The 25,700-nt window shown below is 61.2% G+C and carries 28 protein-coding genes; 12 read left to right on the top strand and 16 right to left on the bottom strand.

The window, feature by feature from the left end; translation table 11 throughout:
* The first annotated feature begins 1 nt into the window (after position 1).
* Complete coding sequence (locus ABWQ00_RS09960; RefSeq protein ID WP_019430837.1) at positions 2 to 397, top strand: RidA family protein; 396 nt, start codon at positions 2 to 4, stop codon at positions 395 to 397.
* Positions 398 to 507: 110 nt separating this feature from the next.
* Here ABWQ00_RS09960 and fos read toward each other — a convergent pair whose 3' ends face one another.
* The 4 genes from fos to ABWQ00_RS09940 form a co-directional block, all read right to left on the bottom strand.
* The gene (gene fos, locus ABWQ00_RS09955; RefSeq protein ID WP_353238526.1) at positions 508 to 918 is read right to left on the bottom strand and encodes a fosfomycin resistance glutathione transferase; all 411 of its coding nucleotides are present in this window, start codon (positions 916 to 918) and stop codon (positions 508 to 510) included.
* Between the two features lie 270 nt (positions 919 to 1,188).
* Positions 1,189 to 1,482: a helix-turn-helix domain-containing protein gene (locus tag ABWQ00_RS09950; RefSeq protein ID WP_353238517.1), complete on the bottom strand. Its 294-nt coding sequence runs from the start codon at positions 1,480 to 1,482 to the stop codon at positions 1,189 to 1,191.
* Positions 1,483 to 1,494: 12 nt separating this feature from the next.
* The gene (locus ABWQ00_RS09945) at positions 1,495 to 1,830 is read right to left on the bottom strand and encodes a type II toxin-antitoxin system RelE/ParE family toxin (RefSeq protein ID WP_353238516.1); all 336 of its coding nucleotides are present in this window, start codon (positions 1,828 to 1,830) and stop codon (positions 1,495 to 1,497) included.
* 203 nt (positions 1,831 to 2,033) lie between these two features.
* Positions 2,034 to 2,483, bottom strand: a complete 450-nt coding sequence (locus tag ABWQ00_RS09940) for a MarR family winged helix-turn-helix transcriptional regulator (RefSeq protein ID WP_353238515.1) — start codon at positions 2,481 to 2,483, stop codon at positions 2,034 to 2,036.
* A gap of 121 nt (positions 2,484 to 2,604) precedes the next feature.
* Here ABWQ00_RS09940 and ABWQ00_RS09935 point away from each other — a divergent pair, with 121 nt between their 5' ends.
* From ABWQ00_RS09935 to ABWQ00_RS09910, 6 genes are all read left to right on the top strand, one after another.
* Positions 2,605 to 3,690, top strand: a complete 1,086-nt coding sequence (locus tag ABWQ00_RS09935) for a 2,5-dihydroxypyridine 5,6-dioxygenase NicX family protein (protein ID WP_353238514.1) — start codon at positions 2,605 to 2,607, stop codon at positions 3,688 to 3,690.
* Positions 3,687 to 4,469: an alpha/beta fold hydrolase gene (locus ABWQ00_RS09930; protein WP_353238513.1), complete on the top strand. Its 783-nt coding sequence runs from the start codon at positions 3,687 to 3,689 to the stop codon at positions 4,467 to 4,469. Before ABWQ00_RS09935 ends, ABWQ00_RS09930 begins: the two co-directional genes overlap by 4 nt.
* A gap of 32 nt (positions 4,470 to 4,501) precedes the next feature.
* Positions 4,502 to 5,734 (top strand): acyl-CoA dehydrogenase family protein, encoded by a 1,233-nt coding sequence (locus tag ABWQ00_RS09925; RefSeq protein ID WP_353238525.1) that lies wholly within the window; start codon positions 4,502 to 4,504, stop codon positions 5,732 to 5,734.
* The gene (locus tag ABWQ00_RS09920) at positions 5,734 to 7,296 is read left to right on the top strand and encodes an AMP-binding protein (protein ID WP_353238512.1); all 1,563 of its coding nucleotides are present in this window, start codon (positions 5,734 to 5,736) and stop codon (positions 7,294 to 7,296) included. The genes ABWQ00_RS09925 and ABWQ00_RS09920 overlap by 1 nt, the downstream gene beginning before the upstream one ends.
* A 128-nt stretch (positions 7,297 to 7,424) precedes the next feature.
* Positions 7,425 to 8,390 (top strand): Bug family tripartite tricarboxylate transporter substrate binding protein, encoded by a 966-nt coding sequence (locus ABWQ00_RS09915; protein ID WP_353238524.1) that lies wholly within the window; start codon positions 7,425 to 7,427, stop codon positions 8,388 to 8,390.
* Positions 8,390 to 9,361, top strand: a complete 972-nt coding sequence (locus ABWQ00_RS09910) for an alpha/beta fold hydrolase (protein WP_353238511.1) — start codon at positions 8,390 to 8,392, stop codon at positions 9,359 to 9,361. The genes ABWQ00_RS09915 and ABWQ00_RS09910 overlap by 1 nt, the downstream gene beginning before the upstream one ends.
* Positions 9,362 to 9,419: 58 nt before the next feature.
* Here the strand turns inward: ABWQ00_RS09910 and ABWQ00_RS09905 are convergent, their stop codons facing one another.
* From ABWQ00_RS09905 to ABWQ00_RS09855, 11 genes are all read right to left on the bottom strand, one after another.
* The gene (locus tag ABWQ00_RS09905) at positions 9,420 to 10,196 is read right to left on the bottom strand and encodes a UPF0149 family protein (protein ID WP_353238510.1); all 777 of its coding nucleotides are present in this window, start codon (positions 10,194 to 10,196) and stop codon (positions 9,420 to 9,422) included.
* Between the two features lie 100 nt (positions 10,197 to 10,296).
* Positions 10,297 to 10,719 carry a PIN domain-containing protein gene (locus ABWQ00_RS09900; RefSeq protein WP_353238509.1) on the bottom strand — a complete coding sequence of 141 codons (423 nt, stop codon included), beginning with the start codon at positions 10,717 to 10,719 and terminating at the stop codon, positions 10,297 to 10,299.
* Positions 10,716 to 12,032, bottom strand: coding sequence for a THUMP domain-containing class I SAM-dependent RNA methyltransferase (locus tag ABWQ00_RS09895; RefSeq protein WP_353238508.1), 1,317 nt, complete (start codon positions 12,030 to 12,032; stop codon positions 10,716 to 10,718). The genes ABWQ00_RS09900 and ABWQ00_RS09895 overlap by 4 nt, the downstream gene beginning before the upstream one ends.
* A 13-nt stretch (positions 12,033 to 12,045) precedes the next feature.
* The gene (locus ABWQ00_RS09890) at positions 12,046 to 13,587 is read right to left on the bottom strand and encodes an RNA polymerase factor sigma-54 (RefSeq protein ID WP_353238507.1); all 1,542 of its coding nucleotides are present in this window, start codon (positions 13,585 to 13,587) and stop codon (positions 12,046 to 12,048) included.
* Between the two features lie 37 nt (positions 13,588 to 13,624).
* Complete coding sequence (gene lptB / locus ABWQ00_RS09885; protein ID WP_353238506.1) at positions 13,625 to 14,383, bottom strand: LPS export ABC transporter ATP-binding protein; 759 nt, start codon at positions 14,381 to 14,383, stop codon at positions 13,625 to 13,627.
* Positions 14,380 to 15,006, bottom strand: coding sequence for a lipopolysaccharide transport periplasmic protein LptA (lptA, locus tag ABWQ00_RS09880; protein WP_353238505.1), 627 nt, complete (start codon positions 15,004 to 15,006; stop codon positions 14,380 to 14,382). The genes lptB and lptA overlap by 4 nt, the downstream gene beginning before the upstream one ends.
* Before the next feature lie 161 nt (positions 15,007 to 15,167).
* Positions 15,168 to 15,809, bottom strand: a complete 642-nt coding sequence (locus ABWQ00_RS09875; RefSeq protein WP_353238504.1) for a thiol:disulfide interchange protein DsbA/DsbL — start codon at positions 15,807 to 15,809, stop codon at positions 15,168 to 15,170.
* A gap of 30 nt (positions 15,810 to 15,839) precedes the next feature.
* Positions 15,840 to 16,460: an SPOR domain-containing protein gene (locus tag ABWQ00_RS09870; RefSeq protein ID WP_353238503.1), complete on the bottom strand. Its 621-nt coding sequence runs from the start codon at positions 16,458 to 16,460 to the stop codon at positions 15,840 to 15,842.
* Positions 16,461 to 16,471: 11 nt separating this feature from the next.
* Entirely contained in the window at positions 16,472 to 18,169 is a 1,698-nt protein-coding gene (gene argS / locus ABWQ00_RS09865) for an arginine--tRNA ligase (protein WP_353238502.1), read from the bottom strand.
* A gap of 69 nt (positions 18,170 to 18,238) precedes the next feature.
* Positions 18,239 to 19,165 carry a LysR family transcriptional regulator gene (locus tag ABWQ00_RS09860; protein ID WP_353238501.1) on the bottom strand — a complete coding sequence of 309 codons (927 nt, stop codon included), beginning with the start codon at positions 19,163 to 19,165 and terminating at the stop codon, positions 18,239 to 18,241.
* 95 nt (positions 19,166 to 19,260) lie between these two features.
* Complete coding sequence (locus ABWQ00_RS09855; RefSeq protein WP_353238500.1) at positions 19,261 to 20,193, bottom strand: hydroxymethylglutaryl-CoA lyase; 933 nt, start codon at positions 20,191 to 20,193, stop codon at positions 19,261 to 19,263.
* A 208-nt stretch (positions 20,194 to 20,401) separates the two neighbouring features.
* Here ABWQ00_RS09855 and ABWQ00_RS09850 point away from each other — a divergent pair, with 208 nt between their 5' ends.
* The 5 genes from ABWQ00_RS09850 to ABWQ00_RS09830 all read left to right on the top strand — a co-directional run bounded on the left by ABWQ00_RS09850 (position 20,402) and on the right by ABWQ00_RS09830 (position 24,730).
* Entirely contained in the window at positions 20,402 to 22,633 is a 2,232-nt protein-coding gene (locus tag ABWQ00_RS09850; protein WP_353238499.1) for a malate synthase G, read from the top strand.
* Positions 22,634 to 22,723: 90 nt separating this feature from the next.
* A complete protein-coding gene (locus ABWQ00_RS09845) occupies positions 22,724 to 22,957 on the top strand; it encodes a hypothetical protein (protein WP_353238498.1) in 234 nt (77 codons plus the stop codon).
* 12 nt (positions 22,958 to 22,969) lie between these two features.
* The gene (locus ABWQ00_RS09840; protein ID WP_353238497.1) at positions 22,970 to 23,188 is read left to right on the top strand and encodes a cysteine-rich CWC family protein; all 219 of its coding nucleotides are present in this window, start codon (positions 22,970 to 22,972) and stop codon (positions 23,186 to 23,188) included.
* 3 nt (positions 23,189 to 23,191) lie between these two features.
* Positions 23,192 to 23,959 (top strand): class II glutamine amidotransferase, encoded by a 768-nt coding sequence (locus ABWQ00_RS09835; RefSeq protein ID WP_353238496.1) that lies wholly within the window; start codon positions 23,192 to 23,194, stop codon positions 23,957 to 23,959.
* A gap of 54 nt (positions 23,960 to 24,013) precedes the next feature.
* Complete coding sequence (locus tag ABWQ00_RS09830) at positions 24,014 to 24,730, top strand: PA4824 family protein (RefSeq protein ID WP_353238495.1); 717 nt, start codon at positions 24,014 to 24,016, stop codon at positions 24,728 to 24,730.
* Positions 24,731 to 24,733: 3 nt separating this feature from the next.
* On the opposite strand, the gene gshB is transcribed toward ABWQ00_RS09830, so the two are convergent.
* Positions 24,734 to 25,675, bottom strand: a complete 942-nt coding sequence (gshB, locus tag ABWQ00_RS09825) for a glutathione synthase (protein ID WP_353238494.1) — start codon at positions 25,673 to 25,675, stop codon at positions 24,734 to 24,736.
* Between the last annotated feature and the right edge of the window lie 25 nt (positions 25,676 to 25,700).

Here is a 25,700-nt window from a genome sequence, read left to right as displayed (position 1 = left end):
TATGTTCAACGTCTTGCAACCCGAAGGCTGGGCACCCGCCAAAGGCTATGCCAACGGCATCGAAGCGCGTGGCCGCATGGTGTTCGTGGCCGGCATGATCGGCTGGAACGGCCAAGCCCAGTTCGAGACCGATGACTTTGTGGCTCAGTGCCGCCAGGCCCTGCAAAACATCGTCGACACGCTCGCGTGCGCAGGGGCAGGCCCACAGCACATGGCCCGCATGACCTGGTACGTCAAAGACAAGAAGGAATACCTGGCCCGCGGCCGCGAGTTGGGCAAGGTCTACCAAGAAGTCATCGGCAAGAACTACCCGGCCATGACGCTGGTGCAAGTGGCCGATCTCGTGGAGGATCGCGCCCTAGTTGAGATCGAAGTCACGGCGGTGGTGCCGGAGTGAACGAAAAAGGACTTGGTTAGAAGCTGCAGAAGGCCTAGATCGATCGGCATTTAGGCTATAGACAGACGCTGAACAAAAGTGGCTGGAATCATCAAACTGGCCCAATAGTGTCAGTCGAAAAATTCCATTCCCGTATATGGATGCTTGCGGCATTGCTTTAAGCGAGATGCCAAACTACCAACGTGTATTTCAAGCTTGTGACCATCAGGGTCAAGAAAGTAAAAGGAATCTCCTTCGCTGCTGTTGCTCTTCCATTCGACAACGCCTGCTTGGATAAGCATGGCAACGAAGGTAGCGAACTTCTCAGCTGAGGCGGAGAAAGCGTAATGGGTGTAGTCAGCCGAAGGTTTCGTCAGTCTTTTGTCGTCTAGCGACAGGCACAGCCATAAGTCGCCAAGCTCAAGGTATGCCCCTTTGTTCCATGATGCTCTTAGGCGAAACCCTAGTAACTCTCGGTAAAAAGGAACGCTCAGTTCTAACGATTGCACTGCAAGGGTTAGGTGGTTCAAGCCAGATAGCACTGTGGACATCCTTACTGGGTGTTGTGTTCAATCAATCCTACAGGAACACTCCCTGTGTTTCACGATCCCCTTAGCAGCCTGATTTCTGACTGTCCGCTTTCGCTGCAAAACAACCATTGAGTCTTGGCCCTAATCACTCACCACAGTGATCGGTAATGGATGGTTCATTAAACCTAAAGCTGAAAAGTCTTGCATGCTGCAAACGAGCTAAGTCGCGGGATGGTGCTTAAATTTGCATCGCCGAGGGGTTGAAAAAATGTTCAGATTTTTTTATTGCAATGCTTGCAGCACCGCTGTTGGGTTGCGATCAATCACGTTGAGCAATACCAGCGATGCGCCGCTGGGCGAGCGGTCGCCACGCTCCCAGTGCCGCAGTGTGGCGACTGAAAAACCAAAGCGAGCAGCAAACTGTTCTTGTGTCAGGCTCAGCCGCTGTCGCAGGTCCGACACGTTGACGGCATGAGGCTGGTACAGCTTTACGCCAGTGGTTTCTGTGTCTTTGGTGTTGGCATGTGCAATGGCTTCAGTCAAGCCTTGTTTGATGCTCTTGAATGCATTAGTCATGTGTGATTCCTTTCACGATTCAAACCAAATTTGCACCAGCAAATCGATGACCTCGGACAACTCATGGCGTTGTGCCTTGCTGATGTTGGTGCGTTCGTTTTTTGCAAAGAGGGTCAGCAGGTAAAGCGGCATGAGCTCGCTGTGCAAGTAATAGATCACCCGCACACCGCCGGACTTGCCTTGTGCGCCTCTGCCCCAACGCAGTTTGCGAATGCCACCAGTACCTTCCATCAAGTCACCCGCTTTCGGATGCGCCGCCAAGTAGTTGATGATGTCCAAGCGCTCAGAAGCACTCATCAGCTTCTCAGCACGACGTATGTATTCGGGCAGCTCTGCGATGGTGAGCATAGACTCCATTCTAATCCATTGGATTAATTTGGCAAGTCTGACTTTCGAGCTCAATGATTGAAATCAGCAAAGTTTCCTGAGTCAAAAAGAGCGCGTTCGCGACAAGGGTCTAAGGTTGACCAATATAAGTCAAAAGAACTTATTTCAGCAGTCCTCAGCCAAGAGTGGTGTTCAAACAGCAACATCAAAAACCCGAAAACGACTCAAGCGTCCCCGGCGCTTCCATGCGCCGCAATCAAGCTCTCCAACATCAGTTTGAGTTGATGCGCCGGGTCCTCGCCCAAAGCAGACACCACCTGCGCTTCGTGAGCTTTGGCTTGCTTCAGCAGGGGTTGCACTTTGCGGCGCCCTGCTGCCGTGAGGCTCACCAGGCTTTGGCGTTTGTCGTGTGCGGCGTCGCAACGCTTGACCCAGCCGGCGTCTTGCATGCGGCCCACCAGCTTGGTCACGGTGGGTTGTTTGGCCAGCACGATGCTGGCGAGTTCGTTGATGCTCAAACTGTCTTTGCCCGACAGGCTGGCCATGACGCGCCACTCCATCAGGGAGAGGCCATTGGCTTCGACCACGGCATGGAACTCGCTCGAAATCAAATGGCTGGCACGCGCCAGCAAGTAGGCCAGGTAGTCGTCAATGAAGCCAGGTGAAGAGGTCATAGGGCGGGGTCAAAGCGTTGAGATGCGTTCGAAATCAAGCCTCACAATACATGAAAATTCATATAAACTGTTTTTTAAGGCCGTCAACGGCTTGCGTTGAGTGGCGTTTCAGGAGACAAGCATGTTGGTAGAAAAGATCGAACACAAGTGGCTGGCGGCATTTGCGCGCACCTTCACCTTGTGTAAAGTCCAACCCGGTGAGGTGGTGGCCATTCTGGCCGAAACGCAGTCACGTCGCGTGAACGTCGAGTTGGCCCGTTTGGCCTTGGAAGGCATGGGGGCCAAGGTGTTTGAAGTGACGCTCACCACGCCCGCGCTCACGGCCCCCGCGCCCGTGCGCTCCACAGGTGCCAGCGACGCGATTGGCCAGCTCGGCCCCGTGGTGGCTGCATTGGCCCGCGCCGATATGGTGGTGGACTGCACCGTGGAAGGCCTGCTGCACGCGCCCGAGTTGCCCACCATCATGAAAGGCATGGACGGGCACATGCCGCGCCTGCTCATGGTGTCCAACGAACATCCAGAAATTTTGGAGCGCACCGTGCCCGATCCGGCGCTTGAAGGCGTGGTGCGTGCCGCCATGAAGAAACTGCGTACCGCACAGCAGATGCACGTGACGTCTGCTGCAGGCACCGACCTGCGCGTGAACCTGAAACATGGCGACAAACAAGCCGTGGTGGGCGGTGTCTGGGGTTTCTGCCCTAAACCCGGCATGGTCTCGCACTGGCCTGCGGGCTTGGCGCTGGCGTTCCCGGCAGCGGGCAGTGTCAACGGCACCTTGGTCATGGCCCCAGGTGATGTGAACCTGACCTTCAAGCAATACCTGCGCGACACGATCCGCCTGAGCATCGAGAACGACAGCGTCGTGGCCATCGAGGGGCATGGCGTCGATGTGGACATGATGCGCGGCTACTACAAGGCATGGGAAGACGCTGAAGGTCACCGCGCCTGCTATGCGGTGTCGCATGTGGGCTTTGGCCTGAACCCGGACGCACGCTGGGACGCCATGGCTTTCTACGACAAGCGCGACTGCAATGGCACAGAGCTGCGGGCCTTTGCGGGCAACTTTTTGTATTCGACTGGGGCCAATGAAGTCGCGGGCCGCCACACGCTGGGCCACTTTGACCTGCCGATGCGCGGCTGCACCATTCGCCTGGACGACACCGTGGTGGTGGATGCGGGCCAAGTGGTGAGCGCGGTGTTGGCATGAGCGCGCCCGCCTTCACCGACCTGGGCTTGCCCACACAACCCTCGGTGGTCTTCCTGCACGGCGTGGGCGGCGGCCGAAAAGGCTGGGCCTCGCAGCAAGCGCATGTGGCCGCTCTGGGTTGGCGCAGCCTGGCCTGGGACATGCCCGGCTATGGCGACAGCCCCATGGTCACCCCCTATGACTTCGCGCATCTGGCGCAAGCCCTCTGGCAGATGCTGGACGCAGCGCACATCGACCAAGCCGTGTTGGTGGGCCACAGCATGGGGGCCATGGTCGCCTTGCAAGCCTGGACGCAAAAGCCAGAGCGCATCCTTGGCCTGCTGCTGGCCGCCAGCAGCCCGGCTTTTGGCAACAGCGATGGCGAATTTCAAAAGCAGTTTTTGGCGCAGCGTCTGGCTCCTCTGGAATTGGGCAAAACCATGGGCGACATTGCCGACAAGCTGATCCCCACCATGGCCGCACCCGGTGGCGATGCCGCCCAGTTGATCCCGGCGCACCAAAGCATGTCGGCTGTGCCGCCCGCCACTTACCGCGCCGCATTGCATGCGCTGGTGCAGTTTGAGCAACGCGCCGCTTTGCCCACCATCACCGTGCCCGTGTTGTGCCTGGCGGCAGAGCACGACCGCACCGCACCGCTCACCGTGATGGAACGCATGGCGCAAAAAATCCCCGGTGCGCGCTATGCCTTCCTGCCCGGGGCTGGGCATTTGCTGCATTACGAACAGCCCGAGGCGTTCAACGCCGAACTCGAAAAATTTCTGAAGGACGTGAAACCATGACCGACGTGCAAGACAAAACGATCCCACACACCATGCCCATCTGTGGCGACGACTACCCCCTGACCGAGAAGCAGCAAAAGCTGATGGCCCTGGCCCGGCAACTCGGCAGCGAGAAGTTCGCTCCGCGTGCCGCGCAACTCGACCGCGACGCGCAGTTCCCATTCGCCAACTACGACGACATGCGCGACTCGGGCCTGCTGGCGCTGTGCGTGCCCGAAGCGCATGGCGGTCAGGGTGCCGATTACGCCACCTATGCGATGGTCTCGGCCGAGATCGGCCGCTACTGCGGCGCTACCGCGCTCACCTTCAACATGCACGTCTGCACCATGCTGTGGAGCGGCTTGTTGTCTGAAGACCTGGAGATGACGCCCGAGCAACGCGCCTCACACCGCACGCACCAGGCAACGCACTTTGCCCGGGTGGTCAAAGACGGTGCGATTTATGCGCAGCCGTTTTCCGAAGGCGGCGCTGCAGCGTCAGGTGCTCAGCCCTTCGGCACCCTCGCCGTCAAGGTCGATGGCGGCTGGAAGATCAACGGCAAAAAAATCTTCGCGTCCCTGTCCGATGCGGCCGATTACTTTGGCGTGCTGTGCACCGAGAAGAAAGAGGGCACTGATCTGTCGCGCCGCGATACGCTGTACCTGGCCATACCCCGCACCGCGCCGGGCCTGACGATCGAGGGCGATTGGGACCCGCTGGGCATGCGCGCCACCGTGTCGCGCAATTTGATTCTCAAAGACGTGTTCGTGCCCGAAGACGCGGCGCTCATGCCGCAAGGCCTGTACTTTCAAGCCGCCAGCCGCTGGCCGCACATGTTCATGACGCTCTCGCCCACGTACATGGGCATTGCGCAAGCAGCGTATGACTTCACCGTGGCCTACCTGCGCGGCGAGGTTGCGGGCACCGGCCCCGTCAAGCGCCGCCAGTTCGCCACCAAGCAAATCGCCGTGGCCGAGATGTTCATCAAGCTCGAACAAACCCGCAACCTCTTCTTGCGCGCCATTGAAGACGCCAAGGTGGACCCGAGCAAGTCAACCCGCCTGCGCGCTTATGCGGCGCAGTACACCATCATGGAAAACGCGCAAGACATCGCCCGTTTGGCCATCCGCACCTGCGGCGGTCAGTCCATGCTCAAAAGCCTGCCGCTGGAGCGCCTGTACCGCGATGCGCGTTGCGGCTCGCTCATGCTGCCCTGGACAGCAGAGCTGTGCATGGACCGCATTGGCCGTGAAGCGCTATATGAATCCGGCGAAAAAGACGAGTGATGTGGGCTGACGAAACCAGCCCGATGGCGGCGCGCTTTGCGCAACTCGCGCATGAGCGAGGCGAACAGTCCGCCATCATTTTCCGGGGTGACGAACGCAAAGCGGGCGGCACCATCGCGTATGACTTCGCCAAGTTTTGGCGGCGCGTGCAGCGCGTCACCGCGCACCTGCAATCGAGCTGGGGCGTGCGAAGCGGTGACCGCGTGGCCTGGTTGGGTTTCAACCACGAGCTGCAACTGGTCACGCTGGTGGCCTGCGCTCGGCTGGGTGCGGTGTTTTTGCCACTGAATTTTCGGCTTGCGTTGCCCGAGTTGCAGCAGGTCATGCTGGACGCCCAGCCGCGCCTGCTGGTGCACGACGGCCACCACGCCGATACAGCCCTTGCATTGCAGGGCACAGACTTGCAGCACAGCCACCACGACAGCCTGATCGCCAGCGCTTCACCACGCGGCTTGCTGCAGCTCAAAATGCACCGGGATGTGCACAACGCGCTGCCGCTGCTGCTGGTCTACACCTCGGGCACCACGGGCGTGCCCAAGGGCGCAGTGCACACACAAGCCGCGTTGCTGGCCAATGCCCGCGCCAGTGCCTGGGCGCATGATTTCGTGCGGGGCGACAAGGTGCTGTCCACACTGCCCATGTTCCATGTCGGGGGCCTGTGCATCCAGACTTTGCCCGCGCTGCTGGCGGGCATCGAGGTGGTGCTGCATCCGCGCTTTGACCCGTCGGCTTGGTTGGACGAAATGCACACCAGCCGCCCCACACTGTCGCTCTTGGTGCCCGCCACCATGCGCGCCGTGTTTGAACACCCGCGCTGGGCCGAGACCTCGCTGGTCTGCCTGCGCGGCATCATGACCGGCTCTTCCACCGTGCCCTTGGCCTACCTCGAAACGCTGCACGCACGCGGCGTACCCGTCGGGCAGGTGTATGGCACCACCGAAACCGGCCCCGTGTCCATCGTGCTGCGCTTGCCCGATGCCATGGCCCGCGTGGGCGCCTCGGGCTGGCCGCACCCGCAAGCGCAGGTCAAATTGATCGACACACAAGGCCATGAAGTCGCCCCGGGTGAGACCGGAGAAGTCTGCATTCGCGCCCCCAACCTGATGCGCGGCTACTGGATCGGGCCAGCGCCAAAGACGCAACAAGCAGGCCTGGGCTTGCAAGACGGCTGGTTCCATTCGGGCGATCTGGGCCAGCGCGCCGAAGACGGCTGCATCACCATCGTGGGCCGCAGCAAGGACATGATCATCTCGGGCGGCGAAAACATCTACCCCGCCGAGATCGAAAACCAGCTCGTCACCTTGCCCGGTGTCGCCGAATGCGCGGTGGTCGGCTTATTGGATGAACGCTGGGGCGAGGTGCCTGTGGCCGTGTTGGTGCGCAGCAGCGATGCGGCCGGTCAAAGCTTGACCGGCGAGTCTGTGCTGCAGCACCTGCAAAGCCGGATCGCCCGGTTCAAACTTCCCCGGCGTGTGGTCTTCATGGTCAGCCTGCCCAAAAGCGCTTTGGGCAAGGTGCAAAAGCCCGCTTTGCAGGAGCAATTGCACAGGGCAAACCCTTAAATAAGTCCCCTTTCTTCGCTAGGGTGACAGCGTTTGTCATGCGGCGTGGCATCATCATTTGATCCATTTATTCGGAGGTTTCCATGGCTCAAATGCCACGTCATTTTTCACGTCGCCCTGTTTTGGGCATGGCTGCAGCCGTCTTGTTGTCGACCACCTCGCTGGCTTGGGCTCAAGGCGCTTGGCCCAACAAGCCAGTCAAAATCGTGGTGCCCTTTGCCCCAGGCGGCACCACCGACATCCTGGCCCGCGCCATCGCGCCTGACCTGAGCAAAGCTTTTGGCCAGCAATTCGTCATTGAAAACAAGGGCGGTGCAGGTGGCAACCTGGGCGCTGAACAAGTGGCCAAGTCACCTGGTGACGGCTACACCTTGCTCATGGGCACCGTGGGCACGCACGGCATCAACCGCGCCCTGTACGCCAAGCTGCCCTATGACCCCTTCAAAGACTTCGTGCCGATCACCTTGGTCGCAGGTGTGCCCAACGTCATGGTGGTCAATGCCGAAAAAGCCAACGCCAACAAGATCAACACCGTCAACGACTTCATCAAGTTCGCCCGCGCCAACCCCGGCAAGCTGAACATGGCGTCGAGTGGCAACGGCACCTCCATCCATTTGGCGGGCGAGTTGTTCAAGTCGCAAACCGGCACCTTCATGGCGCACATCCCCTACCGTGGTTCTGCACCTGCATTGCTGGATTTGTCGGGCGGCACCATGGACGTCATGTTTGACAACCTGCCTTCGGCCATCCCGCTGATCAAAGGGGGCAAGCTCAAAGCCCTGGCGGTGACCAGCAGCCAGCGCTCTGCAGCCATGCCCGAGTTGCCCACCATCGAAGAAGCAGCAGGCCTCAAAGGCTTTGAAGCCAGCAGCTGGTTCGGTCTCTTGGCCCCAGCGGGCACCCCCGCCGATGTGGTCAACCGCATCCAACAAGAAGTCGCCAAGTCATTGGCTTCTTCTGCTATGAAAGAGCGCTTGGCCACCTTGGGTGCCATCCCCAGTGGCAACACCCCGGCTCAGTTCGCGGCGCTGATTGAGTCCGAACACAAGAAGTGGGCTGAAGTTGTCAAAGTCTCTGGCGCCAAGGTCGACTGATGGCCTGGTTTGAAGGCTTCGAGCGCCAGACGCTCAGCGTGGCGGGCTTGCCTGTCTGTTTCAGGCGCTCTGCCGATTGGGCTGCGCAAGCGCACTTGCCTGTGCTGGTCTTGCTGCACGGCTTTCCTCAGACCCATGTCATGTGGCACCGTGTCGCGCAAAACTTGCGCGGCCGTTACCGCCTGGTCATGCCCGATCTGCGCGGCTACGGTGATTCTTCGCATGCCGTGGGCGACGCGCAGCACCTGCACTACAGCAAACGCGCCATGGCGCAAGAGGTGGTGGGTTTGCTCGATGCCTTGGGTGTGGAGGATTTCTTTTTGTGTGGGCACGACCGGGGTGGGCGCGTGGCGCACCGTTTGGCGCTGGACCATGCCCAACGTGTCAAGAAGTTGTGCATCATCGACATCGCGCCGACCTTCGACATGTACAGCGGCCACTGGGGCAAAAAGCCAGAGACCTCTGGCCCGGTGGCCGACCCCTACTTCGCCTTCGCGCAGGCCTATTACCACTGGTTTCACCTGACCCAACCCGCGCCGCTGCCCGAGTTCATGATCGGCGGCAACCCCAAGGCCTACTTGCACGCCAAGCTCGGCGGCTGGGGCAGCCAGGGACTGGGCTACATCGAGCCCGAAGCCCTGGCCGAGTACGAACGCGCCTTTTGCAACCCCATGCTCAACGACAAAGGCTGGTCCGCCGCCATCCACAGCGCCGCCGAAGACTACCGCGCCAGTGCAGGCATTGACCTGCAGCACGACGCAGAGGGGCGTGAGCGCGGCGACAAAATCGCCTGCGACACCTTGGTGCTGTGGGGCGATCGCGGCGTGGTCAACCGCATGTTCAAGCCGATCGAGCTGTGGCAGGCGCAATGCGCTGGCCGAGCCAGTGGTCAGCTCATGTCTTCAGGTCACTTCATCCCGGAAGAGCTGCCCGAAGCCACCAGCGAAGCCTTGGCGAAGTGGATGGTTTGAGGGCTGAGCCTCCGTAGGAGCGCACCCTTTGCGCGATGGGTGGTGATCTGCGGTGGCCTCAGGCCCCGCAGCACTTCTTGTATTTCTTGCCGCTGCCGCAACTGCAAGCGTCGTTGCGCCCGGGCGTGGCGGCTTTGACCACTTGGGCCACACGCGGGCCGATGTTGCGCCAGATCTCGCGCAGGTCGTACACTGCCCACAGCGCTTCACCGTAGGCGTTCAGTCGGTTCTCGCTCACGCTGGGCGGGCCGTCTTCTGAGAGGGCGGACAAGGTGGGCACATCGGTATCGTCTTCGGTCAGGGCCACGATGGCTTCAAGCGACAGGTCGTACCACTTGGCAGCGTCTTTGTCCTTGGGCGTAGCCCATTCATCGGGCCAGTTTTCCACCGCGAACATGAAGCCCAAGGCCCACACTTGCGCAAAGGACGGGATCTCGCTGTCTTCGACCTCTTCGCGCTCATCGGGCGGCAAGGAGGCAATCGCACCGCGCACATCCATCACCTCCGGCGCATAGGCCTTGTCGTCGTCCAGCGCTTCCACCGGGGTGTCCAGCGCGAGCTTGATCTCGTCAAAACGGCGCTGCCACAAAGCCATGAACTGCTGGCGCTGGGCCTCGTCGGCAAAGCTGCCGCCTTCGGGCTCGTCCGGGTCAATGCCCAGCAACATGGGCAGCCACTCGCTATCGGGAATGGCGCGGCGGCAGCACACCAGCGCCGCCATGAAACCCTCACAAAACTCCCACTGTGGCGTCTCTTCAAAACGCTCACGCAGCTCGTCCAGGATGTTGTCCAGGGTGTCAAAGTCTTTGGCTTCCAAGCCAGCGGTGGTGTTCATGGGGTGATCCTGTGGTCAGGCGAGGATTGTAGGTGGGTGGCTTGAGCCCCGACACAGAGGCTGCGCTGAACTGCGCAAGATCGGGGCTGCAGCCACCGCTCTACAGGGTCATCGGATTGAGGGCCACGCCGCATCGCTCCAAGCGTTTTTTCATGCAGAGCACTTGTGCGTCTTTGCTGTGCAGGTCGGCGGTGTGCTGCACGGCCAGGTCGATGAATTTTTGGTCGTCGGTGTCTTTGCAGGCGTAAGGTGCTTTGGGCGCGTCGGGCTGCAGCTGTGCGTGGCGGTCAAAGTGGTCGAGCACCGCGCTGGCAGGCAGTTGGCGGTGCGTCAGGCGTTGGGCGATTTGCGGGTAGGCCAGCACACGGGCCAGCTCTTCGCGCATGGCGGCGGTCGCCAGCCACTGAGTGCTGCCGCTCTCCACGCTGGTGCGCAGTGCTGCGGCCTTGGGTTCGTCAAACACCCACAGGTCGAGCACGATGTTGGTGTCCAGCACGCGGCGCACCGGGTTACTCCCGCTCATGGGGCAGGCGTTCCGGCATCCCCTGTTTTGTCGGCAGAGGCGTCTATCGGTGTGCGCTTTAAACTGCCCTTGACCATGTCAAAGCGGAACAAGCGGCATTCGATGGGGCCGTTCCACATGGGCACGCGGCGCGATTCTTTCAGGCGCATTTTGCTGGGCAGCTTCAGGTCGGGCGTGAGCATCCAGGCGCTCCAGCCGCTGTAGTTTTTCTTCCAGTGGCTGGCCAGTTGGGCGAAGAAGTCGCCGCCGTCGTCGGTCTGGGCGGTTTCGCGGTGGTGGCTTGGGGCGGCAGCGCGCGCACTTGAACGCGCATCGGCCAATGCACCGGGCTGGAAGTTCTCCCGCCCGCGCCCGGCCACACCGGCGGCGGCAATGCGCTCGCCATAAGGCGGGTTGAGCAGCATGATGCCGGGCGTTTCGGTGGGCGGCATGCGTTGCAGGGCGTCGCCGCCACGGAATTCGATCACGCTCGATACGCCGGCGCGTTCGGCGTTGCGTTCGGCAAAGTCAACCATGCGGAAGGCCACGTCGCTGCCAAAGATGGGTGCGGTGGGCTCATGCTCCAGATCACGGGCTTCTTCGAGCAGGCCTTGCCAGACATGGTTCTGGAAGGGCAGCAGTTTTTCGAAACCAAAGCGGCGCTGCAAACCGGGCGCGATGCCGCAGGCGATTTGCGCCGCCTCGATCGGCAGGGTGCCGCTGCCGCAGCAGGGGTCGTACAGGGGCACAGTAGCGTCCCAGCCACTGGCCGCGATCATGGCCGCAGCCAATGTTTCTTTCAAGGGCGCATCGCCCTTGTCGGTGCGCCAGCCGCGCTTGAACAAAGGTTCGCCCGAGGTGTCGATGTAGAGCGTGGCCGTTTCGGGCGTCAGGTGGGCGTAGATGCGCACATCGGGCCAGGCTGTGTCCACGCTGGGACGTTCGCCGCGCTTGGCGCGAAAGCGGTCTGCCACCGCGTCTTTGATTTTGAGCGCGGCAAAGTTCAGACTTTTGAGCGGGCTGTGCTGCGCGGTGATGTCGATCTTGAAGGTCTGCTTGGGCGTGAACCAGATTTCCCAGGCCACGTCGTTGGCCGCGTTGTAGAGGTCGTTTTCGTTGCGGTAATCGGTGACGGACAGCTGCACCAGCACCCGCTGCGTCAAGCGGCTGTGCAGGTTGATGCGCAGGGCGTCGCGCCAAGAGGCGCGGGCCATCACGCCGCCGCGCCCGGTCAGCAGGTCGTGGCCCGTGAGGCCGGTGATGGCGTGCACCTCGTCGGCCAACAAGCCCTCAACGCCTGCGGCGCAAGGCATGAACAGATTCAAAGAATTCACAGGGAAAGGTTTCTCAAAGGGTTTTGCGCAGGTTGGCGGGCGCGATCTTCAGGGCTTCGCGGTACTTGGCCACCGTGCGGCGGGCGCAGTCGATGCCTTGCTCTTTCAGCATCTCGGAGATCTGGTTGTCTGACAGCGGTTTGGCGGGTTTTTCGGCAGCAACAAACTGCTTGATGAGCGCGCGCACGGCGGTGCTCGACGCGGCGCTGCCGCTGTCGGTGCCCAGGCCCGAGCCAAAGAAATATTTCAACTCAAAGGTGCCTTGCGGCGTGGACATGTATTTGGCCGTGGTCACGCGGCTGATGGTGGACTCGTGCATGCCCAGCTCGTCAGCGATCTCGCGCAGCACCAGCGGGCGCATGGCCAGTTCGCCGTGTGTCAAGAAGTTCTTTTGCCGCTCCACGATGGCGGTGGACACGCGCAAGATGGTGTCAAAGCGCTGCTGGATGTTCTTGATGAACCAGCGCGCTTCTTGCAGGCGTTGCTGCAGGCCCGCATGGTTGTCGCCCTTGCCGCCGCGCAGAGCGTTGGCATAGATGTCGTGCACGCGCAGCTTGGGCATCACGTCGGGGTTGAGCTGGATGCGGAATTTGGGTGTGGCCGTTTTGCTGGTGTTGATGACCAGCACATCGGGGATGATGATGTTTTGCTCGGCCTCCACAAAGGGGCGGCCGGGCTTGGGTTCGAGCCGGGCGATCGCGGCGATGGCCGACTTGACCACGGCTTCGCTCAGGCCGCAGGCCACCGCCAAACGTTTGTAGTCGCGCTTGGCCAGCATTTCCAGCGGTTGGGCGCAGATGGCCAAAGCAGCTTGGGCCACTTCGCTGTTCGGCTCGTCTTTCAGCCAAGCCTTGATCTGGATGCGCAGGCACTCGGCCAGATCGCGTGCGCCCACGCCCACAGGTTCGAGCGATTGCAGCAAGCCCAGTGCCACCGTGAAGCGGTGTACCAGCTCATCGATTTGCTCAAAGTCGTCGGTGCCGGCCAGGCTGGCGGCCAGCTCGGGCAGGGTGTCGGTCAGGTAGCCGTCGTCGTTGAGTGATTCGATCAAAAAGCGCAAGGCTGCGCGGTCCACCTCAGACAGGCGCAGCGACAAGGCTTGGCGGTGCAAGAAGTCGGTGAGTGAACCCGTGCTGCGCGCCAGATCAATGGCTTCAGCGGTTTCTTCGCCATTCTTTTGGCGCGGGGTGGCGTCGCCGCCCCATTCGCTGTCGTCAGGGCGCATGTCCACGCTGCCGTCGCCATCCCAGCTTTCGGCCACGTCGGCCACCACTTCGTCGCGGGTTTCGCTGGCGCTGTCCTCGCTGCTGCTCGAGGTGCTGGCGCTTTCGCTGACGCGGTCACCCAAGCTCACGTAGCTGTCTGCTTGCTCCAGACCAAAGGCTTCGGCTGGGGCTTCTTCTTCGGCGCGCTCCAGAAAAGGGTTGTCGTCCAACATCTGGTCGACCTCTTGCGACAGCTCCAGCGTGGACAACTGCAGCAGGCGGATCGATTGTTGCAACTGGGGCGTGAGCGCCAGGTGCTGGGACATGCGAAGCGACAGGCCGGGCTTCATGGTTGTGCTCTGTCGTCGAGGATGCGGGCTGTGTTCATCACATCCTGAAGTGTTCGCCCAGGTACACCCGGCGCACATCGGCGTTGGCCACGATCTCGTCGGGCGTGCCCTCGGCCAGAACGCGGCCTTCGCTGATGATGTAGGCGTGATCGCAAATGCCCAGCGTCTCACGCACGTTGTGGTCGGTGATCAGCACCCCAATGCCGCGCTGCTTGAGGAAAGCGATGATGCGCTGGATTTCAATGACCGCGATCGGGTCGATGCCGGCAAAAGGCTCGTCCAACAAAATGAAGCGCGGGTCGGTGGCCAAGGCGCGGGCAATCTCTACGCGGCGACGCTCACCACCTGACAAGGCCACCGATGGCGAGTCGCGCAGGTGGTCCACCCGCAAATCGTTCAGCAATTCGGTCAGGCGTTTTTCCACCTCGGCGCTGCTCAGTGCGCGGCCTTGTGCGTCGGATTGAAGCTCCAAAATGGCGCGCACGTTGTCGGCCACCGAAAGCTTGCGAAAGATGGACGCTTCTTGGGGCAGGTACGACAAACCCATGCGCGAGCGCTTGTGGATGGGCATGCGGGTGACGTCTTCCCCGTCGATCAAGATTTGCCCGCCATCGGCCCGCACCAGGCCGACGATCATGTAAAACGAGGTGGTTTTGCCAGCACCGTTGGGGCCGAGCAAACCCACCACTTCGCCCTTGTCCACCTGCACCGAGACGTCGTGCACCACCTTGCGGCTGCCATAGGCTTTTTTAAGGTGACGCGCTTCAAGTCGGCTGCTGACTTCGGGCGCGCTCATGGTTTTGGGGTGGGCGCTGTGCCCGGGCTGGTGCGCAAGGTGGGGGCCATCACAGGCGGGGCGGTGTCTGGCGTTTTGACACGCGGCACCAAGGTGGCGCGTACGCGGCGCTCAGCCGACTGGCTGGGCTGGCCGTCCACGGTGATCACTTCGGTGATGTTGTTGAAGACAATGCTGTGGCCTTGCAGTTGGTTGGCCACTTCGGTGCCGCGCAAGATGCGCATCTCGGACCGGCGTGTCAGGGTGACCACATCGGATTGGTTGTCGTAGGTGACTTCTTCGGCTTCACCCTCGGTGTATTCATTCAAGCCTTCGCGTTTTTGCCTGAAAAAAACGCGCCCTGAGGGGGCGGCCCACAATTTGGCCACTTGGCGGCCTTGGCTGTCTTGTTGCACTTCCATGCGGGCGGCCCGCAAGATCAGGGTGCCCTTGGTGGCCACCACTTTGCCGGTGAACTGGGTCAGCAACTTGGCTTCGTCGTGTCGCATGCTGTCGGCCTCGATCTGCATGGGTTTGTCACGGTCGGCTTTTTCTGCCAAGCAGGGCCAAGCCAGCAAGCTGGCGCACAGTGCCAAAAAGGCCAGAATGGGGCGGCTGGTACGGGTGGAAGTTTTAGAGGGCATGAATCTTGCTGAGCAACTGTGCCATTGTAGGTGCAAGTTACGCCGGTTCAAGCCCAAACGCGCGCCCATCACGCCTCAAAAAACCAAAAAAAACCCGCCAACACAAGTGCTAGCGGGTGGGGGGTGTCACAGGCCCTTTCGCTGCCGCGATGGAATGGGCTTCAGCGGCCCTGTCGTGTCTGGGCGATCAGGGCTTCGGCGACCTTCAGGGCGCGGTCCATGTTGCCCGCCAAGGTGCCGTCGATGTAGTAACGGCCAGCCACGCCCAAAGAGGGCACGCCCTCGATTTTGAAATCATTTTGCAATTGCACAGCGCGCTTGGCCTTGGCGGCTACGCCGAATGATTTGTAGGTCTCGGCAAACTTGGCTTTGTCGATGCCCTGTTTCTCGGCCCAGGCCAGCACCGTGGCTTCGCTGTTGAGCATGAGCTTTTCGCCGTGGATGGCGTTGAAGACCTTGATGTGCATTTTCTCCAACAGGTTCATCGCCTCCAGGGTGTAGAACAGGCGTTGCTGGGGCACAAAGTCTTCGCGGAAAGCCACGGGCACCCGGCGCACCACCACGTCTTTGGGGGCGTTTTTGGCCCATTGCTCGAAAGCGGGCTCAAACGCATTGCAATGAGGGCAGCTGTACCAAAAGAACTCCAACACTTCAATTTTGCCCGTGCCCGATTCGGTGGCCACAGGGCGTTCCAGGGTGATGTAGTCCTTGCCCGCACGGAAGGCTTGTTGGGCCCAAGCTGTGGTGCTGCCCAGCCAAGTGGTCACGGACAGCATGAGGGTGGAGAAAAGGCGACGTTTCATGGTGTGCTCCCTTGAATGACAAGAAGGTGGTCAGCGCTGAACGCGGACCAAGGTGTTTTCGATGCCGTTCGCTTCGAGTTGGCTGCGAATGCGTTCGGCCGTATTTTTGTCGCTGAACGGCCCCATGCGGACACGGTACACCATACGACCAGCTTGGTCGCGCTCGGACACTTTGGCATCCAGACCCAGCATGGCCAGCTTGGCCTTTTGGGCGTCGGCATCGGCGCTGGTACGGTAAGCCCCTGCCTGAACCAGGTAGTCAAACGGATCAGCACCGTCAGGCGGTGTCACGGGCGTGCTCAGACCCACTTTGGCCTTGGCCAAATCGCCCAGCGGGTCTGCGGTCACTGCGGGCCGAGGCACGGGTTTGGCCGCGTCAGCCGCAGGGCTGTCTGCGCTGGGTGGGCTGGCGCTGGGCGCCACAGGCGGCTCGGCGGGCGCTTTGGGTTGCAGCACGCTGTTCGGGTTCCAGTCTTTGTTCTTTTCGGTTTCCTGCACATCCTGAGCGCTGGTGCGGGGCTGGTTCTTGTTGGAAAACGGCGTGGGCACTTTGGTCACATAAATGGCCACACCCAAGGCCACGCTCAGACCCAAGACCAGTCCTAGGATGAAGCCTAAAAAGGTGCCGCCACCTTGGGTTTTCAAATTCATGACGCGTCCATTCACATTTTTTGCGGGGCCGAAACGCCCAGCACTTTGAGGCCATTGCGCAGTACCTGTGCGGTGGCAGCCACCAGGGCCAGGCGCGCTTTTTTGACCGATTCGTCGTCCACCAAAATCCGTTCGGCATCGTAGTAACTGTGGTACAGAGAAGCCAGGTCACGCAGATAAAACGTCACGTCGTGGGGGGCAAAATCGGTGGCAGCCGATGTCAGCATCTCGGGGTATTTGGCCAGGGCCAACATCAGGGCATGGGCCTGCGGGCTTTGCAGCGGCGACAGGTCGGCGTGTGTCAGGCTGGCGGTGTCACCACCCCAAGCATTGAGCACCGAGCAGATCCGGGCATGGGCGTATTGCACGTAGTACACCGGGTTGTCGTTGTTTTGTGCCAGGGCCAGGTCGATGTCGAAGATGTATTCGGTATCGGGCTTGCGCGAGAGCAAGAAGAAACGCACAGCGTCTTTGCTGGTCCACTCGATCAGGTCGCGCAGCGTGACGTAGCTGCCTGCACGCTTGGAGATCTTGACCTCTTCACCGCCCCGCATCACGCGCACCATGGTGTGCAACACGTAGTCGGGGTAGCCCTCGGGAATGCCAACATTGGCCGCTTGCAAGCCCGCACGCACCCGGGCAATCGTGCCGTGGTGGTCGGTGCCCTGGATGTTCACCACACGGCTGAAGCCTCGCTCCCACTTGGCGATGTGGTACGCCACATCGGGCACAAAGTAGGTGTAAGTGCCGTCGCCTTTGCGCATGACACGGTCTTTGTCGTCGCCGTAATCGGTGGATTTGAGCCACAGGGCGCCATCTTGCTCGTAGGTCTTGCCTGCATCGCGCAGTTTTTGCACCGCCGCATCGACCTTGCCGCTGGTGTACAGGCTCGACTCTAGGTAATAGTTGTCAAAGCGAACGTCAAAGGCCTTGAGGTCCAAGTCTTGTTCGCGGCGCAAATAGGCCACGGCAAACTCGCGCATGCCGTCTACATCATTCACATCGCCGCTGGCCGTGCAGCTGCGGTCATCGGACTGCACGGTTTTGCCCGCCAGAAAATCGGTGGCGATGTCCTGGATGTAGTCGCCGTTGTAGAAGGCTTTGCTCTCGGGGTTATCAGGGTCTGTGGGCCAGGTGGGATCGCCGGGCTTTATGCCTTTCGCCCGCATGTGCGTGCTCTTGGCCAAGGTGCCGATTTGCACGCCTGCGTCGTTGTAATAAAACTCGCGGTAGACCTGTTGGCCTTGGGTGGCCAGCAAGTTGCAAATCGCGTCGCCCAAAGCCGCTTGACGGCCGTGGCCCACATGCAGCGGACCTGTGGGGTTGGCCGACACGAACTCGACCAGCACTTTGTTCGGCTGTGCGGGCTGCTCGCCAAAGCATTCGGCCGCTTGCAACACCTCGTGCACCACGGCCTGCTTGGCCGCGTCTTTCAGGCGGATGTTGATGAAGCCGGGCCCGGCGATCTCGATGGCGTCGACCCAGCGCTCGAAAGTGGGGGTGGCCAGCAAGGCGCTGCGCAGGGTTTCGGACAGCTGCCGGGGGTTTTGCTTGAGGGCTTTGGCCAGCTGCATCGCGGCGGTGCAGGCCAGGTCGCCATGGGCGGCCACTTTGGGTGATTCGAAGGCCGCACGCGCACCCGCGCCGGTTTGGAGTTTTTCAAGCTCGGTGGCCAGAGCCGTGAGCAAGTGTTGTTTGGCTGAGAGCATGGGGGTGGATTTTACGGGCAGCGTCTCACGGTACCTGGTGTCTTAGCGCACGTCCGTGTGGATGCCGGGTCAATGACCCGCTGCTTGCCAGTAGCCAGGCTGGGCGTAAAGGTGTTTCAGGTGGTCAATCCACAGGCGCACGCGCAGTGGCAAGTGCTTGCGCTGGGGGAAAACCGCATAAATGCCGTTGGGTGGGGCCGCATACTCTTCCAGCACGGCCACCAATTGGCCTGAGCGAATTTCGCCTTCCACTTCCCAGGTGCTGCGCCAAGCGATGCCGAAACCGGCCAAGCACCAGTCGTGCAGCACTTGTCCGTCGGAGCAATCAAGTGGCCCTCCCGGTCGCAAATGCACCACTTCATGCCCACCCTCTGTGGGCTTGCGAAAGGCCCAGCCTCTGGTTTGCGAGGCGTCACTCGACAGCGTCAGGCAGTCGTGCTGCAACAAGTCTGAGGGCTGCAAGGGGGTGCCGTGCCGAGCCAGGTATTCAGGTGTGGCCACGCACAAGCGGCGGTTGTCGGCCAGTCGCACGCTCACCAATGAAGAATCGGGCAGGTCGCCCACCCGCACAGCGCAATCAAAACCCTCGGCCGCCAAGTCCACCACCCGGTCACTGAGGTTCAGCGAGAGGGAGACATCCGGGTGCAAGGCACGAAAGCGCGGCACCAATGGGGCCACATGCCGACGCCCAAAACCGGCGGGAGCGGTGATACGCAAGTGCCCGCTGGCCTTGATGCCCCCCGCTGAAACGCTGGCTTCGGCATTCGCCACGTCGGAGAGCAAGCGCTGACAATCTTCCAAAAACGCGCTGCCTTCGTGTGTCAGGCTGATCCGCCGCGTGGTGCGCATCAGGAGTTTCACGCCCAGGTTTTCTTCCAAAGCATCGAGTCGCCTGCCGATGATGGCGGGCGCCACCCCTTCGGCCCGCGCGGCTGCGGTCAGGCTGCCTTTGGTGGCCACCGAGACGAAGGTTTCGAAAACTTTGAGCTTGTCCATGCGACCCGATTATGCGGGTGCAAGGTTGTAATCCCTTTGAATTTGGGCCGATTGAGGCTGTCCATGTAGGGGCCCGCCCCTTGGGCATGAGTCCCCTACAACACCGAGGGCCAGCCTTTGGGCAATCCCGCCTCAGGGGTCATGCCATACAAGGGCTCTCCGGGCAGTCCTGCTTTCAGGGGTTCCCGTGCGGCCATCAGCCGTGTCAGATCGACCCCGGTAGACACACCCATGGCTTCGAACATGAACGCCAAATCCTCTGTGACCACATTGCCCGATGCACCCGGCGCATAAGGGCAGCCGCCCAATCCGCCGAGCGAGCTGTCAAACGTGCGCACACCCGCCTCGTAAGCCGCCAGGCAATTGGCCAGACCCAAACCCCGGGTGTTGTGCATGTGGGCCGCGCCTGTCAGCGCACCAATCTCGCTGAACAGCGCCTTGAACAAGCGCGTGACCTGCGCTGGGTTGGCCATGCCGGTGGTGTCCGAGAGGCCAATTTCGTCCACACCCGCCTGCGCCAGTTGCACCGCCAGGCGAAGCACATCGCCTTCGGGTACCTCGCCTTGCAAGGTGCAGCCAAAGGCGGTGGACATGCCGACTTCAACCGGCACGCCGGGCGCGATCTCGTCGCGCAGGCGCAACACGGCCTCCACTTCTTCGAGCATGGCTTCGGGCGTCTTGCGCACATTGGCCATGGAGTGCGCGGGGCTGGCCGATACCGGCAAGGTGAGCTTTTGCGCCCCGGCCTGCAGTGCTGCTTGGGCACCGCGTAAATTGGGCACCAGCGCCATCACCCGCACGCCGCTGTGGCGCAGCGCGTGCTGCACCACCTGCGCGGCATCGGCCATTTGAGGCAGCAGTTGGGCAGGCACAAACGAGGCGACTTCGATTTCGCGCAGGCCTGCTGCGGCCAATGCGTCGATCCAGCGCAGCTTGTCGGTGGTGGGCATGGTGGTCTTGACCGATTGCAGGCCATCGCGCGGGCCAACTTCGCTGATCAGGATCTCTGGGCTTGAGGGGCGTGTCATGCCTGAATTAAACCGCAGTGCGCAGCGCAGATGGGCATTGCCAGATCGGCTGGCATTTGTGTTTAAAAGTCATGGGTCTATGAAGATCCGGCGGGTTTATCTGCGTCTAAATTTAGAATAGAGTGTTTGATCTCATAGACCTTCTGGCAGTTTGACTGCTTTGAGAAGAGGCCACCCCCATTTTTTTGACTTGACCCCCGAGGTTTTCATGACTGCACGCACCGCGATTCACAACCTGCAAGTGGCCAACCCGCTGCTGAGTTTCATCAACGACCAGATGCTGCCCGCCACCGGTGTGGACCCAGACAAGTTCTGGAAGGGCTTCAACGACATCGTGGTCGACCTGGCCCCGAAAAACATCGCCTTGCTGGCCGAGCGTGACCGCATCCAGACCGCCATGGACGCGTGGCACACCGCCAACCCCGGCCCTGTCGCGGAAGGCAAGGCCATGAAGGCCTACCGCAAATACCTCGCGCAAATTGGCTACCTGGTGCCCGAGCCCCGCAATGCCCAAGCCACCACCGCCAACGTGGACGCCGAGCTGGCGAAGCTGGCTGGCCCTCAGCTCGTCGTGCCAATTCTGAATGCCCGTTACGCCCTGAACGCTGCCAACGCCCGTTGGGGTTCTTTGTATGACGCGCTCTACGGCACCGACGCCATTTCTGAGGTCGATGGCTGTGAAAAAGGCACCGGCTACAACCCCAAGCGTGGTGCCAAAGTCATAGCCTACTGCCGCAACGTGCTCGACCGCACGGCACCGCTCAAGACAGGTTCGCATGTGGGCAGCAAAGGCTACGCTGTCAAGGCAGGCAAGCTGGTCGTGACCCTGGCCAATGGCAAGAGCACCACGCTGCAGGATGCCAAGCAGTTCGTGGGCTACACAGGTGACGCCAAGGCTCCAGCGTCCGTGCTGTTCGTGCACAACGGCATCCACCTCGACCTGCAAATCAACAAGACCACCCCCATCGGCAAGACCGACTCGGCTGGCGTGTCCGACCTGATCGCTGAAAGCGCTTTGTCCACCATCCTCGACCTCGAAGACTCGGTCGCCGCGGTGGACGCCGACGACAAAGTGCTGGCCTATGCCAACTGGCTGGGCATTTTGCAAGGCACCCTGAGCGAAGAAGTGCAAAAGGGCGGCAAGACTTTCACCCGCACCATGAACGGTGACCGCGAGTACACCAAACCCGCTGGCAAAGGCACCGTCAAGCTGCACGGCCGCTCGCTCATGTTTGTGCGCAACGTCGGTCACCTGATGACCAACCCCGCCATCCTCTACAAAGCCGCCGACGGCAGCACGAAAGAGATCCCCGAGGGCATCCTGGACGCGATGGTCACCGTGACCTGCGCCTTGGTGGACCTGCAGAAAAAGTCTTCGCACCCCCTGCGCAACAGCCGCACCGGCAGCGTCTACATCGTCAAGCCCAAAATGCACGGCCCCGCCGAAGTGGCGTTCGCTGACGAGCTGTTTGGCCGTGTGGAAAAAGTCATCGGCATGAAGCCCTCCACCGTCAAGCTGGGCATCATGGACGAAGAGCGCCGCACCAGCGCCAACTTGAAAGCCTGTATCGCTGCTGCCAAGAGCCGCGTGGCCTTCATCAACACCGGCTTCTTGGACCGCACGGGCGACGAGATGCACACCTGCATGCTGGCCGGCCCCGTCATGCGCAAGGGCGACATCAAGAACAGCACTTGGCTGGGCGCGTACGAGAAGAACAACGTCAACGTGGGCCTGGCCTGCGGCCTGCGCGGTCGCGCTCAGATCGGCAAAGGCATGTGGGCCATGCCGGACCTGATGGCCGATATGTTGAAAGCCAAGATTGGCCACCCCATGGCCGGTGCCAACACCGCTTGGGTGCCCAGCCCCACCGCCGCCACGCTGCACGCCATGCATTACCACCAAGTGGATGTGCCTGCGCTGCAAAAGCAGATGGAAAAGGCGGTCGCCAAGCAAGACCCGAAACAACTGCGCGAAGACACGCTCAACGCTTTGTTGCAGTTCCCTGTGGTGGCCAAAGACGCTGCCAACTGGTCGGCTGAAGACAAGCAAAAAGAACTCGACAACAACGCCCAAGGCATCTTGGGTTATGTGGTGCGCTGGGTTGACCAAGGTGTGGGCTGCTCCAAAGTGCCTGACATCAACGGCGTGGGCCTGATGGAAGATCGCGCCACCTTGCGCATCAGCAGCCAGCACATGGCCAACTGGATGCAGCACGGCGTGGTCACCGAAAAACAAGTGAAGCAAACCATGGAGCGCATGGCCGCTGTGGTTGATGCGCAAAACGCGGGCGACGCCGCCTACAAACCGATGGCGGGCAACTTTGCCAAGTCGGCCGCCTACAAAGCCGCTTGCGACCTGGTCTTCAAGGGCAAGGTCCAACCCAGCGGCTACACCGAGCCCTTGCTGCACGCCTGGCGTTTGAAAGTCAAGGCGGCCTGATGCTGGGCAGTTCTGGCACTTAGACAAACGACTCCTTCGGGAGCCGTTTTGCTGTCCATGCCTGAAAATAGGCGTTTTGAGGAGGGCGCGATGCGCTGGATTGACCGGATACCGAAGTGGTTGTTGGTGGCCTTGGCCATCTACTTGGCGGGCGCACCCTTTGTGCCCGAGCCGCATTTGGTGGAAAAGTGGCGCATGCTCTTCGAGGGCAGTTTGAGCCGGCCCATCGACATTTTTGACTTCTTCTTGCACACCCTGCCCCTGGTGGTGCTGGCCATTCGCCTGTGGCGTGACGCGCAGCGGCGTCGACGACCCAAGCACTGAGGGCCCAAGGTCATGACCCAGTTCACCCTTGACCCTTGCCACTGTCCTTTGTGTGGGCAGCCCAATGCCTGTGCCATGGCTTCTGGTGATGCGGTGTCTGCGGGGCCTTGCTGGTGCACGCTGGTTCAGTTCAGCCAAGATGTGCTCAGACAAGTGCCCGAAGCGGCGCGCAACCGGTCTTGTATTTGTCAGCGCTGCGCCAACCCCACTGAGCCGGTAGCGAGGGATTGAACCATGTGCCAACTGCTCGGCATGAACTGCAACACCCCAACCGATGTGACCTTCAGCTTCAGCGGCTTCGCGCAGCGCGGCGGCATCACCGACCACCACAGCGACGGCTGGGGCATCGCCTTTTTTGAAGGGCAGGGCGTGCGCCACTTTGTGGACCACCAAAGCGCCAGCACCTCGCCCATCGCCGACCTGATCCGGCGCTACCCGATCCAAAGCCAAAACGTGATTGCCCACATCCGCAAGGCCACCCAAGGTGAGGTGAGTCTGGAAAACTGTCACCCCTTTGTGCGCGAGCTGTGGGGGCGTTACTGGGTGTTTGCACACAACGGCAATTTGTCCGACTACGCGCCGCGCCTGCATGGCAGCTTCAAGCCGGTGGGACAGACCGACAGCGAACGCGCTTTTTGCTGGCTCATGCAAGAGCTGGCCAAGTCACACGCCAGCTTGCCCAGCGTGGCCGAGTTGACGATGACGCTGCGCGAGTTGGTGCCGCAGATCGCCCGTTTTGGGACCTTCAATTTTTTGCTGTCCAACGGACAAGCCTTGTGGGCGCATGCCAGCACGAACCTGCACTATGTGTTGCGCAGGCACCCTTTCACCCAAGCCACTTTGAGCGACGAAGACCTGAGCGTGAACTTTGCCGACCACACCTGCGCCAGTGACCGGGTCGCGGTGGTGGTGACCGCGCCTTTGACCACCGACGAGGCCTGGGTGGCTTTTGAGCCTGGCCGCTTGCACACCTTTGAAGGCGGGGGTCTGCTGGGGGCATGAAGTCCAGCGGTGCACGGTGATCGTTTTGTCACCAAAGCGCTTTAACATCGTGGTATGTGGATCCGTTTGAACTCGATGCTGCTGCTCGCTGTGCTGTTGGCACCCATGTTGACCTGGGCTGCCAGGCCGTTCATGACCGACGATGCCCGCATGACCACGGCGGGCAGCTGTCAACTCGAAACCTGGTCACGCCGCGATGCCAACCGCACCGAGCACTGGGCTTTGCCGGCGTGCAACCCGACAGGCCGGCTCGAGATCACGGCGGGCGGGGCCGCTTTGCGCGATGCCTCCATGGGACACAGCATGGATGCAGTGTTGCAAGTCAAAACCCTGTTCAAAACCATGGCCCCCAACGGTTGGGGCACGGGCTTGGCGCTGGGCCAGTTGCGCCACCGCCCGCACACCGATTTGGACTTTGCGCGAGGTCAAACCTATGCCTATGTGCCGGTGTCGGTGTCCTTCATGGACGACCGCTGGGTCAGCCACACCAACTTGGGTTGGGCCAGAGACCGGGCCACCGGGCGTGACCAAACCACTTGGGGCATGGGCCTGGAGTTACAGATCAATGGGCGGTGGATGTGGATTGGCGAAAGCTTTGGCAACGACCGGCAAAAACCTTTTTGGCAAACCGGCCTGCGTTACCAGGTCTTGCCGGGCTTGTTGCAGGTGGATGCCACTTTAGGAGCGCCTTGGGGTGGGCCACAATTCCAGCGGTCCGACCAGCATTGGCTGTCCTTGGGCTTGCGCTGGACGCCCGAAAAATTCCCCTGAGTTTTAAAGCGCCGCTTCCACTGCATCCATGAAGAGCGCCGCCACGTCGCAGCCCATTTGGTCGGTGATTTCCTGAAAGCAAGTCGGGCTGGTCACGTTGATCTCGGTCAGGCTCTCGCCAATGATGTCCAGGCCCACCAGCATCAGCCCGCGTGCGAAGAGGATTGGGCCGAGCGCCTCTGCGATTTCGCGGTCACGCGCCGAAATCGGCTGGGCTACGCCCTTGCCACCAGCGGCCAGGTTGCCACGCACTTCACCACCTTGCGGGATGCGGGCCAAGCAAAAGGGCACCGGCTTGCCACCGATCAGGAGCACGCGCTTGTCGCCTTGCGCGATGCCGGGCAAAAACTTTTGCACCATCACGGTTTGTGCGCCGCCCCGGTTCAGGGTTTCGATGATCACACCCAGGTTCAGACCGTCAGCTCCCACTTTGAAGATGCCCGTGCCGCCCATGCCGTCCAGGGGCTTCAAGATGATGGTGCCGTGTTCGGCATGGAAGGCGCGGATGTCGGCCTCGCTGCGCGTGACCAGTGTGGGCGCGATGAACTGTGGAAACTCCAGAATGGCCAGCTTTTCGGGGTGGTTGCGCAGGGCAGCCGGGCTGTTGAAGACCTTGGCGCCTTCGCGCTCGGCCTGGCTCAGCAAATGGGTGGCATAAAAGTATTCGCTGTCAAAGGGCGGATCGGTGCGCATGATGACTGCGCCAAAGTCTTTGAGCTTGGCGCGGCGCGTGGCGGTCTGGCTGAACCAGACATCGGGCCGGCCAGTGAGCGTGATGTCGCGCACTTGGGCCGACACGGCGTCGCCTTGCTGCCAGCGCACATCGGTCATTTGGCAAGCCACGACCTGGTGGCCGCGTTTTTGCGCTTCGCGCATCATCGCGAACGTGGTGTCCTTGTAAATCTTGAAGGACTCGAGGGGGTCGGCAATGAAGAGGATGTGCATGGACTTCATTGTAGGTCGATGGCTT

Origin of the sequence: Limnohabitans sp. (assembly GCF_040400975.1) — a bacterium.
GTDB lineage: Bacteria > Pseudomonadota > Gammaproteobacteria > Burkholderiales > Burkholderiaceae_C > Limnohabitans_A.
The sequence above is the reverse complement of the archived record's forward strand: the minus strand, read 5'-3'. Positions and strand labels throughout refer to the sequence as shown.